This is a genomic window from Staphylococcus sp. HMSC65H10 (assembly GCF_001839185.1).
Classification (GTDB): domain Bacteria; phylum Bacillota; class Bacilli; order Staphylococcales; family Staphylococcaceae; genus Staphylococcus; species Staphylococcus simulans.
The window spans coordinates 1-16,940 of record NZ_KV840420.1 but is presented as its reverse complement, the minus strand read 5'-3'; the positions used below and the strand labels follow the sequence as shown (position 1 = coordinate 16,940).

Annotated in this window: 15 protein-coding genes, 2 tRNA genes and 1 pseudogene; 14 read left to right on the top strand and 4 right to left on the bottom strand. The window is 36.6% G+C overall.

Going from position 1 to position 16,940, the window contains the following annotated elements; genetic code table 11:
- Positions 1–65: 65 nt before the first annotated feature.
- Both HMPREF3270_RS11525 and HMPREF3270_RS11520 read right to left on the bottom strand, forming a co-directional pair.
- Positions 66–296, bottom strand: a complete 231-nt coding sequence (locus HMPREF3270_RS11525) for a hypothetical protein (RefSeq protein ID WP_002480287.1) — start codon at positions 294–296, stop codon at positions 66–68.
- 137 nt (positions 297–433) lie between these two features.
- Positions 434–625, bottom strand: coding sequence for a hypothetical protein (locus HMPREF3270_RS11520; protein WP_070848798.1), 192 nt, complete (start codon positions 623–625; stop codon positions 434–436).
- Between the two features lie 216 nt (positions 626–841).
- On the opposite strand from HMPREF3270_RS11520, the gene HMPREF3270_RS11515 reads away from it, so the two are divergent.
- From HMPREF3270_RS11515 to HMPREF3270_RS11495, 5 genes are all read left to right on the top strand, one after another.
- Positions 842–1,768, top strand: a complete 927-nt coding sequence (locus HMPREF3270_RS11515) for a DUF2232 domain-containing protein (protein ID WP_172954256.1) — start codon at positions 842–844, stop codon at positions 1,766–1,768.
- 14 nt (positions 1,769–1,782) lie between these two features.
- Positions 1,783–3,750, top strand: coding sequence for a DHH family phosphoesterase (locus HMPREF3270_RS11510; protein WP_070848796.1), 1,968 nt, complete (start codon positions 1,783–1,785; stop codon positions 3,748–3,750).
- Complete coding sequence (gene rplI / locus HMPREF3270_RS11505; protein WP_070848794.1) at positions 3,747–4,196, top strand: 50S ribosomal protein L9; 450 nt, start codon at positions 3,747–3,749, stop codon at positions 4,194–4,196. The genes HMPREF3270_RS11510 and rplI overlap by 4 nt, the downstream gene beginning before the upstream one ends.
- Before the next feature lie 31 nt (positions 4,197–4,227).
- Positions 4,228–5,625, top strand: coding sequence for a replicative DNA helicase (dnaB, locus tag HMPREF3270_RS11500; RefSeq protein WP_070848792.1), 1,398 nt, complete (start codon positions 4,228–4,230; stop codon positions 5,623–5,625).
- Between the two features lie 382 nt (positions 5,626–6,007).
- The gene (locus HMPREF3270_RS11495; protein WP_002480281.1) at positions 6,008–7,294 is read left to right on the top strand and encodes an adenylosuccinate synthase; all 1,287 of its coding nucleotides are present in this window, start codon (positions 6,008–6,010) and stop codon (positions 7,292–7,294) included.
- A 111-nt stretch (positions 7,295–7,405) separates the two neighbouring features.
- Here the strand turns inward: HMPREF3270_RS11495 and HMPREF3270_RS11490 are convergent, their stop codons facing one another.
- Positions 7,406–8,299 (bottom strand): YitT family protein, encoded by an 894-nt coding sequence (locus HMPREF3270_RS11490; RefSeq protein ID WP_070848789.1) that lies wholly within the window; start codon positions 8,297–8,299, stop codon positions 7,406–7,408.
- Positions 8,300–8,406: 107 nt separating this feature from the next.
- On the opposite strand from HMPREF3270_RS11490, the gene HMPREF3270_RS11485 reads away from it, so the two are divergent.
- From HMPREF3270_RS11485 to HMPREF3270_RS11445, 9 genes are all read left to right on the top strand, one after another.
- Positions 8,407–8,481, top strand: a tRNA-Glu gene (locus HMPREF3270_RS11485).
- Between the two features lie 5 nt (positions 8,482–8,486).
- Positions 8,487–8,559 (top strand) — tRNA-Asp (locus HMPREF3270_RS11480).
- 373 nt (positions 8,560–8,932) lie between these two features.
- Positions 8,933–9,631, top strand: coding sequence for a response regulator YycF (gene yycF / locus HMPREF3270_RS11475; RefSeq protein WP_002480279.1), 699 nt, complete (start codon positions 8,933–8,935; stop codon positions 9,629–9,631).
- A gap of 11 nt (positions 9,632–9,642) precedes the next feature.
- Complete coding sequence (gene walK / locus HMPREF3270_RS11470; RefSeq protein ID WP_070848788.1) at positions 9,643–11,472, top strand: cell wall metabolism sensor histidine kinase WalK; 1,830 nt, start codon at positions 9,643–9,645, stop codon at positions 11,470–11,472.
- The gene (locus tag HMPREF3270_RS11465) at positions 11,462–12,796 is read left to right on the top strand and encodes a YycH family regulatory protein (protein ID WP_023014865.1); all 1,335 of its coding nucleotides are present in this window, start codon (positions 11,462–11,464) and stop codon (positions 12,794–12,796) included. Before walK ends, HMPREF3270_RS11465 begins: the two co-directional genes overlap by 11 nt.
- Positions 12,793–13,581 (top strand): two-component system regulatory protein YycI, encoded by a 789-nt coding sequence (locus HMPREF3270_RS11460; RefSeq protein ID WP_070848786.1) that lies wholly within the window; start codon positions 12,793–12,795, stop codon positions 13,579–13,581. Before HMPREF3270_RS11465 ends, HMPREF3270_RS11460 begins: the two co-directional genes overlap by 4 nt.
- A 295-nt stretch (positions 13,582–13,876) precedes the next feature.
- Complete coding sequence (locus HMPREF3270_RS11455) at positions 13,877–14,677, top strand: MBL fold metallo-hydrolase (RefSeq protein WP_031262349.1); 801 nt, start codon at positions 13,877–13,879, stop codon at positions 14,675–14,677.
- A gap of 393 nt (positions 14,678–15,070) precedes the next feature.
- On the top strand, positions 15,071–15,550 hold the full coding sequence (gene rlmH / locus HMPREF3270_RS11450) for a 23S rRNA (pseudouridine(1915)-N(3))-methyltransferase RlmH (protein WP_070848784.1): 480 nt from the start codon (positions 15,071–15,073) through the stop codon (positions 15,548–15,550).
- A 43-nt stretch (positions 15,551–15,593) separates the two neighbouring features.
- A complete protein-coding gene (locus HMPREF3270_RS11445; protein WP_057504631.1) occupies positions 15,594–16,250 on the top strand; it encodes a hypothetical protein in 657 nt (218 codons plus the stop codon).
- Between the two features lie 252 nt (positions 16,251–16,502).
- On the opposite strand, the pseudogene HMPREF3270_RS11440 reads toward HMPREF3270_RS11445, so the two are convergent.
- Positions 16,503–16,940 (bottom strand): annotated as a pseudogene (locus tag HMPREF3270_RS11440) (IS6 family transposase); the annotation flags it as partial.

Sequence of the window (16,940 nt, the reverse complement as noted above, 5' to 3'; positions counted from 1 at the left end):
GTTGCTGTTAAAGAGTTTGTAGACGAATAGATGTCTTACTTCAGACAAGCGTCAGTATAACTTTATCACTCTTGGTTTTGTGTTTCTGATTGCTCAGCGGTATCAACATATAGAAATGCGATGACACTCATAATACTTAGTGTCACAAATGCACAACCTAATGGAATCAGAAAATTTCCTGCGTTTAAAAAGATGAGACCTGTAATGCTCATTTTAATTAAGGCATGCAATACGAAACATAAAATGCTTGTGAAGAACAGCGCAAGACTGCTTCCAGCTAAGAAAACTTTCTGCATACTTCTGGTACTCCTTCTTCGTTTAAATCTTTTTTTATCACTCTCATTATAACGTGGTTTGCAATATATTACGATAGCGTTTTCGGGAATTAATAAAAATTTAACAAATGGATAGAGTCCAAGTCTTTCTTGTTTAGTTAAGAGAGTGATTGAACCAAACTAAAAATGAAGATGATTAGAGTTGATGCGGTAGTGAGTAATAAAGCGATGGTCGTCATTTTTTGATTTCTTACTTGCTTAGGTTTTTTCGTTTCAATAAATAAAATGATCATCGCTGCAATTAATAACAAACCTACAATAGAATATGTAACGATACTTCCAGCTGTCATAAAATTTCCTCCATAGTTGTTATAATATAAATACTTTATTTATTATATACCTCACTTTTCTGAAGGGAAACATTATAAAATATTGGGTATAGTTGATAAGATACAACTGAAGAAATTGAACTTTATCTATGCTGTTAAAAACATGTAGCAAGCTAGTGATATCAAGTAGGTGATTCTTGCCAACTATGTTAAAATAATTCTTATAGTTACTAAAGTATAGGAGTGGCGAATTTGTTTGCAAAAATAGACCTGAAGGCGACGCTACTTGCAACATTGGCATTGCTGATTATTGTGGCAGTCACCTATGTTATACCGGTTGCCGGACTCATCTTATTTTTTATTGCAACGGTGCCTGGTATTATTCTATGGCATAAGTCTATTATGTCTTTCGGTATTGCCGCACTGATTACAGTTATTTTAACTGTCCTGTTCGGAAGTGAGGGTGTACTGAGTTATATCATCTTCATTTTGATTTTGAGTTTGATAGTAGGACAATTATTAAAAGAACGTACATCGAAAGAACGTATACTCTATATCGCAACTACATATATGAGTATCATCAGTTTGGCAGGCTTTATGCTGCTTCAAGTCTTCGATAAACTTCCGCTTTCACAAGTGCTTGTGAAACCATTTAAAGATCAAATGTATCAAGCAATGGCAATGAGTGGACTAGATGCTTCTTCACGTAGTGTGTTAGAAGAAGGTTTTAGACAATTAGCAGTTCAATTACCTAGTTATACGATTATCGTTATTTTTATTATGATACTCATTAACTTGATTGTATCGTTTCCGATTTTACGTAAGTTTAAAATAGCAACCCCAGTGTTTAAACCGTTATATGCATGGCAGTTTAAACGTGTACTCGCATACATTTACTTTATAGTATTGCTTTGTGTCATGTTCGCAACGCAACCTGGCACGTTCCAAAGTATCGTTTTAAATATGCAAGTTATCTTATCATTCATTATGTTCATCCAAGGTTTAAGTTTCATTGCTTACTTTGCGAAAGCGAAACGTATGCCGGTAGGTGTGGGCATTTTATTAATGGTTATAGGATTTTTACTGACACCTGTGATACCGATTATAGGCTTACTGGGTGTTGTAGATATTACATTCAATTTAAAACGATTTATTAAAAAATGATTTGAGGTGACAGAATGAATCGTCAATCTACGAAGAAAGCACTGTTTATTCCTTTCTTGCTTATGGTATTAACTGCAATCGCATTAGTTGTTGTTTGGTTTATCTTTAACCAATTGATTGCTGGTATCGCAACTGCAGTCTTACTTGTGATGATTATTATCAGTGCATTTGCGTTTCGTAATGCATTCATACGATTAGATCAATATGTAGATGATTTAAGCGGACAGATATCAGCTGGCAATAGTATCGCGATTAAAAGTTTGCCAATTGGCATCATTGTTCTTGATGAGAATGAAGATGTAGAATGGATGAACCATTTCATGTCTGAACGATTGGATCGTAATGTTATCTCAGATCCGATAAATGAAGTGTACCCGAACATTCTGAAACAATTAGAGAAGACGCAAGAGATTGAAATTACAGATGGCAATTATCATTATCGTGTGCGTTATTCAGAAGATGAACACGTCTTATATTTCTTTGATATTACCGAAGAAGTACACACGTATGAATTATATGAAGAATCGAAGCCGGTTATCGCAACCTTATTCCTTGATAACTACGATGAAATCACACAAAATATGAACGATACACAACGTTCTGAAATCAACTCTATGGTCACACGTATCATCAGTCGTTGGGCTTCTGAGTATGATATCTATTTCAAGCGTTATAGTTCAGACCAATTCGTAGCGTATTTAAACCGTCGTATTCTTGACCAATTAGAAGAATCAAATTTCGACTTGTTACGAAACCTACGTGAAAAGAGTGTAGGTTACCGCGCACAATTGACATTAAGTATTGGTGTCGGTGAAGGTTCAGAGAACTTGATTGACTTAGGGGAATTATCACAATCAGGTTTAGACTTAGCCCTTGGCCGTGGTGGTGACCAAGTCGCAATCAAACATATCAATGGTAATGTAAGATTTTATGGCGGTAAGACTGACCCAATGGAAAAACGTACACGTGTGCGTGCGCGTGTTATCTCACATGCTTTAAAAGATATATTGATGGAAGGCGACAAAGTTATCATTATGGGACATAAACGTCCTGACTTAGACGCAATCGGTGCAGCTATCGGTGTTTCACGCTTTGCCATGATGAATAACTTAGATGCTTATGTTGTATTAAATGAAGAAGATATCGATCCGACATTACGTCGTGTGATGGATGAAATTGATAAGAAACCAGAATTAAAAGAACGTTTCATCACATCAGATGATGCGTGGGATATTATGACATCGAAAACGACATTAGTTGTTGTTGATACACATAAACCAGAAATGGTATTAGATGAGAACATTTTAAATAAAGCAAACCGTAAAGTCGTGATCGACCATCACCGTCGTGGTGAAAGCTTTATCTCTCATCCATTATTGGTATATATGGAACCTTATGCCAGCTCTACAGCTGAGCTTGTGACGGAACTCCTTGAATACCAACCGACAGAACAACGTCTGACAAGATTAGAATCAACGATTATGTATGCAGGTATTATTGTCGATACGCGTAACTTCACATTACGTACAGGTTCAAGAACCTTTGATGCGGCAAGTTACTTAAGAGCACATGGTGCAGATACGATCTTGACGCAGCATTTCTTAAAAGATGATATTGATACGTACATTAATCGTTCAGAACTTATCCGTACTGTGAAACTACAAAGCAATGGTATTGCGGTGGCACACGGATCTAATGATAAAATCTATCACCCTGTTACAGTTGCACAAGCTGCAGACGAATTGTTAAGTTTAGATGGTGTAGAGGCCTCTTATGTAGTGGCTAGACGAGAAGATGACTTAGTGGGTATTTCAGCCCGTTCACTCGGCTCTATCAACGTCCAACTGACAATGGAAGCTTTAGGCGGCGGTGGACATTTAACAAATGCTGCCACGCAAATTAAAGGTGTAACAGTAGATGAAGCAGTAGAACAATTACAACAAGCAATAGATGAACAAATTAGTAGGAGTGAAGGACAATGAAAGTAATTTTCACACAAGATGTTAAAGGTAAAGGTAAGAAAGGCGAAGTTAAAGACGTACCTGTAGGCTACGCACAAAACTTCTTATTCAAGAAAAATGTTGCAGTAGAAGCAACACCAGGTAACTTGAAACAATTAGAACTTAAAAACAAACGTGCTGAAGAAGAAAGAGAACAAGAAATCGAAGATGCGAAAGCATTAGCAAAACGTCTTGAAGACATCGAAGTAGAAGTCACAGCTAAATCAGGTGAAGGCGGCAAATTATTCGGTTCTGTCAGCACAAAACAAATTGCACAAGCCTTACAAAAACAACATAATATCAAAATTGATAAACGTAAAATGGACTTACCTAACGGTATCCATGCCTTAGGTTATACAAATGTGCCAGTAAAATTAGACAAAAAAGTCGATGGTACAATCCGTGTTCACACTGTTGAACAAAAATAAGCAATGAAATAATTAGAGGTGTAATCAAAAAATGGATGGAATGTATGAACAAAACCAGATGCCGCATAACAACGAAGCTGAGCAATCTGTCTTAGGTGCCATTATTATTGATCCACAGCTCATGGGGGAAACTCAGGGAGTCTTACTTCCTGAGTCCTTTTATAGAGGCGCTCACCAACACATCTTCCGTGCGATGATGCACCTCTTTGAGGAAAATAGTGAAATAGATGTCGTAACCTTAATGGACCAGCTGACATCTGAAGGGACATTGAGTGAAGCGGGCGGCCCGCAATATCTTGCGGAGCTCGCAAGCAATGTGCCGACGACAAGAAATATTGAGTACTATCGCGAGATTGTTTATAAATTAGCTGCGAAACGTAATTTGATTCGTGTCGCAGATAGAATCGCGAAAGACGGTTATGATTCAGAACTTGATTTAGATGATATTTTAAGTGATGCAGAGCGTAAGATTTTAGAACTCGCATCTACGAGAGAATCTGAAGGGTTTAAAGATATCAGAGACGTCTTAGGACAAGTCTATGAGAATGCTGAAGAGTTAGACCAAAATAGTGGTCAAACGCCAGGTATCCCGACAGGCTATCGTGATTTAGACCAGATGACTGCAGGCTTTAACCGAAATGATTTAATTATTTTAGCTGCACGTCCTTCGGTAGGTAAGACTGCCTTCGCATTGAATATTGCGCAAAAAGTTGCGACCCATGAAAGTAATTATACGGTCGGTATCTTCTCGCTAGAGATGGGTGCAGACCAATTAGCAACACGTATGATTTGTAGTTCAGGAAATGTAGACTCGAACCGTTTACGTACTGGGACGATGACAGATGAAGACTGGAATCGTTTCACAGTGGCAGTCGGTAAGTTATCTAAAACGAAAATCTTTATTGATGATACACCGGGTATCAGAATTACAGATTTACGTTCTAAGTGTCGTCGACTCAAGCAAGAGCATGGTTTAGATATGATTGTGATCGACTACTTGCAGTTGATTATGGGAAGCGGTTCTCGTATGTCTGATAACCGTCAACAAGAAGTATCTGAAATCTCAAGAACGTTAAAAGCGATTGCACGTGAATTAGAATGTCCGGTTATTGCACTGAGTCAGTTATCTCGTGGTGTTGAACAACGACAAGATAAACGCCCAATGATGAGTGACATCCGTGAATCAGGTTCTATCGAGCAAGATGCGGATATCGTTGCTTTCTTATATCGTGATGATTACTATAATCGTGAAGACGGTGAAGAAGATGACGATGGCGGCATGGAACCTGTCACAAATGATGATAATGGTGAAATTGAAGTCATTATTGCGAAGCAGCGTAACGGCCCGACAGGAACTGTTAAATTGCACTTCATGAAGCAATACAACAAATTCACGGACATTGATTATGCACATGCAGATATGATGTAAAAATTAAAAATGAAAGCATAGATGAATTTAAAAGACCAAACGCGCGTTTTGGTCTTTTTTTAATGGGAAATTAGAAAAAATAAGGCGAGATAGAAACGAATTTAAAAATATTTTTACGTACAATAAACTAGTATTAGGTTTGAATGTACGGTTTTAAGTCGGTTTAAAAGGGTTATTTTGTCAATAAGTATGTGTAATATAAAGTGTAATAAACGGTATAAAACATTGGTATTAAAGGGTTTGTATTACTTTTTCAGAAGTTTGAGTGTTCACTGAACTGCCAAAAATCTGTAATATTTAATGTTCGTTTTCTATTTGCATTACACGCTTACAATTGATAGAATATTGAATAGTTAATTGAGAATAACTTGGAGGTGCTCTTATGTCATCAATCGTAGTTGTTGGGACACAATGGGGAGACGAAGGTAAAGGTAAAATCACAGACTTTTTAGCAGAACAAGCGGACGTTATTGCACGTTTTTCAGGCGGAAATAACGCAGGACATACAATCAAATTCGGCGGAGAAACTTATAAATTACACTTAGTGCCATCAGGCATTTTCTATCAAGATAAACTATCTGTTATCGGTAACGGTGTTGTAGTTGATCCGGTTGCATTATTAAAAGAGTTGGACGCATTAAATGAACGCGGCATTCCAACAAATAATTTGCGTATTTCAAATCGTGCACAGGTTATTTTGCCTTACCACTTATTACAAGATGAGTATGAAGAACGTCTTCGTGGTGATAACAAAATCGGTACGACTAAGAAAGGTATCGGCCCAGCATACGTTGATAAAGCACAAAGAATCGGTATCCGTATGGCAGATTTATTAGACAAAGAAACATTCGAACGCTTATTAAAAGCAAATCTTGAACACAAAGCAGCATACTTTAAAGGTATGTTTAATGAAGAAGCACCAGCTTTCGAAGATATCTTCGAAGAATACTATGCAGCTGGTCAACGCTTAAAAGAATATGTTACAGACACACCTAAATTATTAGATGATGCACTTGTAGCTAATGAACGTGTATTATTCGAAGGTGCACAAGGGGTTATGTTAGACATCGACCATGGTACATACCCATTCGTTACATCAAGTAACCCGATTGCTGGTAACGTTACTGTCGGCGGCGGTATCGGACCAACATCAGTATCTAAAGTTATCGGTGTATGTAAAGCGTATACGTCACGTGTAGGTGATGGTCCATTCCCTACTGAATTATTCGATGAAGATGGTCATCATATCCGTGAAGTAGGTCGTGAATATGGTACAACTACAGGACGTCCACGTCGTGTCGGCTGGTTCGACTCAGTGGTATTACGTCATTCACGTCGTGTAAGTGGTATTACTGACTTATCTATCAACTCAATCGACGTTTTAACTGGTTTAGATACAGTTAAAATCTGTGTTGCGTATGAGTTAGATGGTGAAGAAATCACTGAATACCCAGCAAACTTAAACGCGTTGAACCGTTGTAAACCAATTTACGAAGAATTACCAGGTTGGTCTGAAGATATTACAGGCGTACAATCATTAGAAGAATTACCAGATAACGCACGTCGTTACTTAGAACGTATTTCTGAGTTATGTAACGTAGGTATCTCAATCTTCTCTGTAGGTCCAGACCGTACACAAACAAATATGTTAAAACCTTTATGGTCATAATTTAAAATAACAAGTGTAATTACAGCAACTTCAAATCAATGATATAGAAAAATGCAATGCGGGTATGAACCTGCATTGCATTTTTTGTATTCATAAAGCTTATGATGAAGTTTAATGAATTTTTTTCTTACGATGGTGTCCGCCACGTACTTCAGAAACATTACCGAAGGATAAGAAGGCGTTCGGATCGATTTGAATAACGACTTCTTTTAATTTCGCTTCCTCAACACGTGTGATGACTGTGAAGACGACTTTACGCGGATCGCCTGTATAGGCACCCTCTGCGTGTAAGTACGTCACACCACGCCCTAAACGGTCGTTAATCGCTTCTCCAATTTCTTTATACTCATCACTGATAATCCAGACCGCTTTTGATTCATCTAAACCGATTAAAATTAAATCAATCATTTTAAAAGCGATGAAATAAGCGACAACACTATACATGGCACTTTCCCATGTGAATACAAAACCAGCGACTGCGAAAATAAAGAAGTTGAAGATCATCACGATTTCACCGACTGAAAATGGCAAACGGTTATGCACGAGAATGGACATAATTTCTGTTCCATCCATACTACCGCCGGCACGGATGACTAAACTGACACCGATACCGACAATGGCACCTCCGAATATGGTGATAAGTAAAGGTTCTCTAACGACTGCAGGGATATCATGGAGCAACATAGTTCCGATAGATAAGACAGTAATCGCATAAAGCGTAGATACCGCAAATGTTTTACCGATCTGTTTATAACCTAAGAAGAAAAACGGTAAGTTAAGAATAAAGATAAACACACCGAGTGATAAACCTGTTAGATGAGATAAGATAATCGAAACACCGACGATCCCGCCATCTAACAATTTATTTGGAACTAAGAAGAGTTCAAGTCCTACTGCCGTAAGCATTGAACCTATCGTTAAGAAAAGGATACGTATAATAATTTGTGTGAGAGACAGTTTTTTCTCTTTCTTTGTATGACCCCCAGAGTGCGTGGATTGATTCATAATTTGCCTCCTAAAATGGGTTATGTAAAAATTATACAAAAAAACTTTAAAAATTGCTTGTGTTTTTTTAAAGAGCTGTGCTATAATCTATCTTGTGCTTGAAAAACGGCTCCTTGGTCAAGCGGTTAAGACACCGCCCTTTCACGGCGGTAACACGGGTTCGAGTCCCGTAGGAGTCACCATTTTAGGTCTCGTAGTGTAGCGGTTAACACGCCTGCCTGTCACGCAGGAGATCGCGGGTTCGATTCCCGTCGAGACCGTACAATGCTCATCCAATAGGGTGGGCATTTTTATTTTGTCTTTTTCTTGTTTTATGTTTAAGATAGTTAGTTTTAAAATTAGATAACGTGCTATTAAAAAACAAAATCAAGGTATAAAATGTAATGAAATGTTACAATAGCATAAACATGCATGAATCCTCTCTTTTAGACATCCCCATTTCTGCAATCCACATAAAATTTACAATACCTTCACATAATGTCTTTTACCCGAAAAAATAGATAGTCAATAATAGAATTAATTTGGTATGAAAAATAGAATTGGCGTGCTAGAAATGGTAAATTATATAGTAGATACTTATGTCTAAATAAAATTATTCATGTACGATTATGATTAGAAATGAGGTTTAGGATTATGGCGAGAAAAGTAGTTGTAGTAGACGATGAAAAACCTATTGCTGATATTCTAGAATTTAACTTGAAAAAAGAGGGTTATGAAGTCTTTTGTGCATATGACGGAAATGATGCGATTGACTTAATTTATGAAGAAGAACCAGACATCGTACTCTTAGATATTATGCTTCCAGGCAGAGATGGTATGGAAGTCTGCCGTGAAGTACGTAAGAAATATGAAATGCCGATTATTATGTTGACGGCAAAAGACTCAGAAATTGATAAGGTGCTTGGTTTAGAACTAGGTGCGGATGACTATGTGACGAAACCTTTCAGCACACGTGAATTGATTGCACGTGTGAAAGCGAACTTACGTCGTCAATATACACAACCGCAAGAAGCAAATAATGCACCGAACGAAATTAAAATTAAAGATATTGTCATCTACCCAGATGCGTATTCTATTAAGAAACGCGGCAAAGATATTGAATTGACACATCGTGAATTTGAATTGTTCCATTATTTAGCGAACCATATGGGACAAGTTATGACACGTGAACACTTACTGCAAACGGTATGGGGCTATGATTATTTCGGTGACGTACGTACGGTCGATGTTACAATTCGTCGTTTAAGAGAAAAAATCGAAGATGATCCGTCACATCCAGAATATATCGTGACACGCCGCGGTGTCGGATACTTCTTGCAGCAGCACGACTGAGGCCATAGGATATGAAATGGCTTAAACAATTTCAGTCCCTTCACACGAAGCTCGTGATTGTTTATGTCTTGTTAATTATTATTGGGATGCAGATTATTGGTTTATATTTTACCAATAACTTAGAACGTGAATTAACACAGACATTTAAAAATAATATTTCGCAGTACGCGAAACAAATAGAGATCAACGTGGAGAAGGTCAATGAAGAAGACAAATCAGTCAATACGCAAAAAGAGATTCAAGAATTACTTAATGAATATGCGAACCGCCAAGAAATTGAACAAATCAACTATATTGATAAAGATCAAATTATAGTCGCGTCGACGAAACAATCTTCTAACAGTATCATTAATCAAAAAGCCAATGATACCTCTATTCAAAAGGCACTTTCATTAGGACAAGCGAATGACCATACGATGTTGAAAGACTATGGTAAAGGTAAACAGCGTGTATGGATTTATAACTTGCCTGTGAAGTCGTCTAAAGGTGTCATCGGTGATATTTATATTGAAGCGGATATCGACAGTGTTTATGATCAATTAAACAACTTTAACCAAATCTTCATTGTAGGTACTGCAATTTCTTTATTTATCACAGGATTACTCGGATTCTTCATTGCGCGTACGATTACTAAACCGATTACGGATATGCGTAACCAAACGGTTGAAATGTCAAAAGGTAATTATACGCAACGTGTAAAAATCTATGGTAATGATGAAATCGGTGAACTGGCATTAGCCTTCAACAACTTGTCAAAACGTGTCCAAGAAGCACAAGCGAATACGGAAAGTGAGAAACGTCGTTTGGACTCAGTTATCACACATATGAGTGATGGGGTCATTGCGACGGACAGACGTGGACGTGTGCGTATTGTGAACGATATGGCGTTGAAGATGTTAGGTATGTCTAAAGAAGATGTTATGGGTTACAACATGCTGGGTGTCTTAGATTTAGAAGATGAATTCGCGTTAGATGAGATGCAGGAAAATAATAATAGCTTCTTGTTAGATATTAATGAAGCGGAAGGTATTATTGCGCGTGTCAGCTTCAGTACAATTGTACAAGACACAGGCTTTGTGACAGGTTACATTGCGGTGTTACATGATGTAACAGAACAACAACAAGTAGAACAAGAACGTCGTGAATTCGTTGCGAATGTTTCACATGAGTTGCGTACGCCATTAACTTCGATGAACAGTTATTTAGAAGCTCTAGAAGAAGGCGCTTGGCAAGATCCTGAAATTGCGCCGCAGTTCTTATCTGTAACAAGAGAAGAAACGGTACGTATGATTCGCTTGGTTAATGACTTATTGAATTTATCACGTATGGATAATGATACAGAACAAATCACTAAAGAAATTGTGGACTTTAATATGTTCATTAATAAAATCATCAACCGTCATGAGATGGCTTCAAAAGATGTAACGTTTGTGCGTGACATTCCTGATGAAACAATCTTTGCGGAAATTGATCCAGATAAGATGACGCAAGTGTTTGATAACGTCATTACGAATGCGATGAAATACTCACGCGGCAGCAAGCGTGTTGAGTTTCACGTGAAACCGAATCCATTGTATAACCGCATGACGATTCGTATTAAAGATAATGGTATTGGTATTCCGATTAATAAAGTGGATAAAATCTTTGATCGTTTCTTCCGTGTCGATAAAGCACGTACACGTAAGATGGGCGGTACAGGTTTAGGTCTTGCGATTTCGAAAGAAATTGTGGAAGCACATAACGGACGTATTTGGGCAAATAGTGTCGAGGGACAAGGTACCTCAATCTTCATCACATTATCGTGTGAAGTTATAGAAGATGGTGATTGGGATGAGGCATAAAGAAGCAGCGAAATCCGTTATCCTCACACTCTTAGTGTTGATGAGTATTGTGCTCACGTATTTAATGTGGAATTTCTCACCAGACCTTGCGAATCTTGAAAGCCAAGATAATAAGAAAACAAATCAGAATACCATCGGCAAAGCGAATTCAGAACCTATGGCGAGTGTTATTTCGCCGTATCAAGTGGTATATTCGAATGATGATAAGTTCACAGGTGCTTTAGAAACCCGTACGATTAACCGTAATATTGTGAAGGTATTAAAGAATCAAGAGGTTGAAGATGCTCATGAAGTCTATCATGCGCATAACCTATTTATTCCGGAACTCAGCGATAACTTCTTGGTGTTAGACTTTGCGTATGATATGCCTTTATCTATGTATTTGGGTCAAGTCTTGAATATGGATGCGAAGGTCTCAAATAAGTATGAGTTCAATCGTTTGTTGATTGATGCAGAACAAAAGGATACAGCAGTCATTTACGCCATCAGCAGTGACCATCACCGTGTGATGCGTATGACAACATCTATTCCAAGCAACAAGGTTAATGACTTAGTAGGTAAAATCAAACCGAATTTAATACCATTCGCAGATATTATTACGAATAGAAATACAATTGATGCGGCAACGCATATCTTTGCGCCTGAAAAGCCGCAACATTTAAAAACGTACCGTACGATTTTTAATCACATTAGTGTGGAAACGATGAATTCTATACTCTTTAATGATTCTGTAGTGGTGCGTAGTACGAAAAGCGGTAATACGACTTACAACAATAATACAGGTGTCGCAACATATGATTCTAAAAATGAACTCTATCGTTATATGAACTTATCTGAAGATGAATCAAAATCTAAGAATATGTTAGAAACGATTCCTAGTACATTCGACTTTATTAACGCACATGGTGGTTTTACAGATGATTTCCGCCTCTTTGATACGGATGATGAGTCTGGTGAGTTAACTTATCAAATGTTTTTAAATGGTGTACCTGTATTTAACGAAAATAACTTAAGTACCATCCAAGTGGCTTGGGGTGAGAAAGGTATTTTCAGTTATGGACGCTCTTTATTAAAAAGCAATATCACCATTGATAGCGGTGAAGAAAAGGAAAAACTCCCTGGCGCAGAAACAGTACGTTCTAACTTAGCGAATAATCCATCCATCGACTTTAAGAAAATAACGAATATCACGATTGGTTATACGATGAAAGATCGAGAAGAAGATGACATGGAAGTTCAGCGTAATAGTGAGTATGTACCACAGTGGTATGTGCAGTATGATGGTGAATGGTATGCTTACGAGAATGGAGGGCTTAAGTCATGAATTGGAAGTACGCAAAGACACTCTTCATTTTCGTGTTCCTCATCATCAATATTATGTTAGCTGTGATGTATGTGAATAAAATCAATAAATCTTACATTAATGATGCTGAAGGGAATAATGAAGTCAACTTCAGACAAGAAGAAATCAGTATTCCTAAAGAATTACCAGATGTCAGAGGATTGAAAGTTCAACTAGTCACAGGTCGTTCTAAAGATTTCACGAATTACGCGAAATCAAAAGACGAAGTTAAAACAGAAGATGATGGTAAAATCGTACAAGGTAACATCAGCCCACCGATTAGCGTTAGCAATGATCAAGTAACCAGCCTTAAAATGTACATGAAGAAAAATATTTATAAAGGTGAAGATTACCAATTATTTAGTACAGATGATAACGAAGAAACGTTCGAACAAACCTTTAATGGTTTACCGATTATGAACAATGATAAAGCGATGTTGAAGTTTAAAATTAATGATGACGAAGAAGCGAGCAGTTATCGCCAAACAGCGCTCCATGAGCTCAGTACTTCAAAAGGTGAAAATAACGAAGCACAACATGTCATCAGTGCGCGTAATGCGATTGAAGCTTTATACTTCAACCGTTATTTAAAACGTAATGACGCAGTCACTAATATTCGTTTAGGATACTATTCAGTAGTGAGAGAAACCAATGTTCAAGTTCTCCAAGCAAGTTGGGAGATTAAAGTTAACCACGCTGGCAGTACGAAAACGAAAACGTACTATGTTGAAGCGACTTCAAAAAATCCGAAGATTATAGTGAGATAACTAACAATATAAAATAAGCAATGAGGAGTATCATGAGATCAATCTGATGGTACTCCTCTTATACATAGGATGTTCAATGTGTGGAACTATTTCATCTGATATGGTGGGCAGCTGTATCAATTAGGTGTACAATAGATAAGTAAAAATTAAAAAAGATGAGGGACGGCACTGTTCGGCCACTCAAACGGCAGTATGACCAAGCCGTATCTTTAACAAACAGCTCATAATTTGAGATAATAATTAAAATGTATTCGGATGTCCAAAATAAATAGAAACAGTTAGAAACTTAGAAAGGGTGAATCGCTTGATACGTATGAGCGTACTTGCGAGTGGTAGTACAGGCAATGCCACTTATGTAGAAAGTGATAAAGGAAGCCTGCTCGTTGATGCTGGATTAACTGGCAAGAAGATGGAAGAACTCTTCAGTAAGATTGATAAAAATATTCAAGATTTAAATGGGATTTTAGTCACGCATGAACACATTGACCATATTAAAGGATTAGGTGTTCTTGCGCGTAAATATAAATTACCGATTTATGCCAACGAAAAAACTTGGCAAGCGATAGAAAAGAAAGACAGCAAGATTCCAATGGATCAAAAATTCATTTTCAATCCATATGAAACACACTCATTAGCTGGATTTGATATTGAATCATTCAATGTGTCGCATGATGCGATTGATCCGCAATTCTATATTTTCCATAATAACTATAAGAAATTTACGATGATTACAGACACAGGCTATGTTTCAGATCGTATGAAAGGTATGATCAGAGGCAGTGATGCCTTCATGTTTGAAAGTAACCACGATGTAGACATGTTGCGCATGTGTCGTTACCCTTGGAAAACCAAACAACGTATCTTAGGAGACATGGGACACGTCTCAAATGAAGATGCGGCAATGGCAATGTGTGATGTCATTACAGGCAACACGAAACGTATTTATCTTTCTCACTTATCACAAGATAACAATATGAAAGACTTAGCGCGTATGAGTGTAGGACAAGTCTTAAATCATCATGATATTGATACAAATAAAGAAGTTCTACTATGCGATACAGATAAAGCAGAACCTACACCGATTTATACAATATAAATAAGTTTGAGACAGTCAATGGAGCGAATCACTTCATTGGCTGTTTTTTTATGAAGAAAAGTAAAAAAACACGCAAAAGTCATCACAAAAAACGGAAAAAGTGTAGATAAAACTTAGGGAGAAAATGTATAATTTCTAAGGTAGTGTGCACGTAGGGTAGTTATTCACAAAATGAGGATAAGTTACCCACACTTGTGCACAATCCACAGAGAAATACCCACATTATTAACAGAGTTATCCACATATCTACAAGTTAACCACAGAAATGTGGGTAAAATACACAAGAATAGCAGTGAATTTATATACATAAGCTACTTATTAAGACAGTAAGCTGTGAATAGGTGGATAACCTGTGGATAACTAGAATAACTATTCAGATATAAGGAGAATGTGATGAAGATAACTGTACTTGCCGTAGGCAAATTAAAAGAAAAATACTGGAAACAAGCCATTGCAGAATACCAAAAACGTTTAGGTGCTTATACAAAGATAGAAATCATCGAAGTTCCTGATGAAAAAGCACCAGAAAATATGAGCGATAAAGAAATAGAACAAGTGAAACAAAAAGAAGGACAACGACTACTAGCGAAAGTAAAACCACAATCCACAGTCATTACATTAGAAATCAAAGGCAACATGTTAACATCAGAGGGATTAGCCAAAAATCTTCAACAACGTATGGTTCAAGGTCAAAGTGACTTCACTTTCATCATCGGAGGGTCAAAAGGCCTGCATCAAGATGTCTTAGATAGAAGCAACTACGCCTTATCCTTCAGCAAAATGACTTTCCCTCACCAAATGATGCGTGTCATCTTACTTGAACAAGTATACAGAGCATTCAAGATTATGCGTGGGGAGGCGTATCATAAATAAAACTAAAAAATAGGTTGTAAAAAATATAATATGAGGTGAATTAATGGAAAATAATATATGGACAGCATTGATAACTGGAGTAGTTTTATATGGCTCTAAAGAATGGATAAGGTTATACGTTGATACCAGAATTGCTAATACAAAGTTAAATTTAGAAACACTTTATCCAATTTATACAGAATGTTTTATTTCAGTTAAGAAAATGATAGGAGCGTACAGAACTCCATTTACACAAGAAGGAACTTTTGAGAGAGTTAATCAAGATTTATTAAAAGATTTAAATCAAGAATATCAAGATCTTTATTTGCAAAATATAAATTATAGAAAACTTTTAAGTCTAAAACAACATATCAGACTGATGGAAGAGTTAAAACATGATTTTAATAATATTTTTAGCACTAACCAGGTATTTTTTGATTATGATTTTGTAGCCAAAACTATAGAATGTGTCCATGAATATGAAAGCGATTTAAGTTATTTGAATAATATGGTTGATTTTTATGTGGATAATGAAGAAAACTTAAATTTTGAAAATATTATCACTCATGAATATAAAAGAAAAGTGCTATATTATGAACGATATTTAGATTCATTTGAAGATCAATTTAGAAAACAATTTAAACTTGGTAGAGAAAGTAAAATAAGTATTATTAAAAGAAAGTGCAAACACTTTTTAAATAAAATAAAAGGCAGATATTGAAAAAACACTATAACTTCTTTGAGAAAAGTATGTGAAGGTGAAACCAAAGCTTAGCGTCCAGACAAATATATATAATATTAAATATGCAAGTTAGGTAGCCTTAAATTACTAATATTTTGGTGTGTAAATTAGATGGTAAATAGTAATATTACATAAAAGGAATTTTGCTACAATGACAAATATAATCCATCCGGTTCTGTTGCAAAGTTGAAAAATAAATGTCTAATCTCAATTTTAAAATAATACTTTGTGTTAACTTGTTAGCATGATGCTAATTTCATGGCATGGCGAAAATCCGTAGATCTGGAGAGACCTGCGGTTCTTTTTATATAGACCGTAAATACACTCAATACCTTTTAGAGTATTCTTTGCCGTATTGATACTTTGATATCTTGTCTTTCTTACTTTAATATGACGGTGATCTTGCTCAATGAGGTTATTCAGATATTTCGATGTACAATGACAGTCGGGATTCAGTTTAAACGCTTTAATTACTTTAGCCATTGCGACCTTCGTTGAAGGTGCCTGATCTGTAACTATCTTTTGAGGTTTACCAAATTGTTTAATGAGACGTTTGATAAACGCATATGCTGAATGATTATCTCGTTGCTTACGCATGTATGTCCCTCTGTATCAATGGCACGATATAAATAGCGCCATTTTCCTTTTATTTTGATGTACGTCTCATCA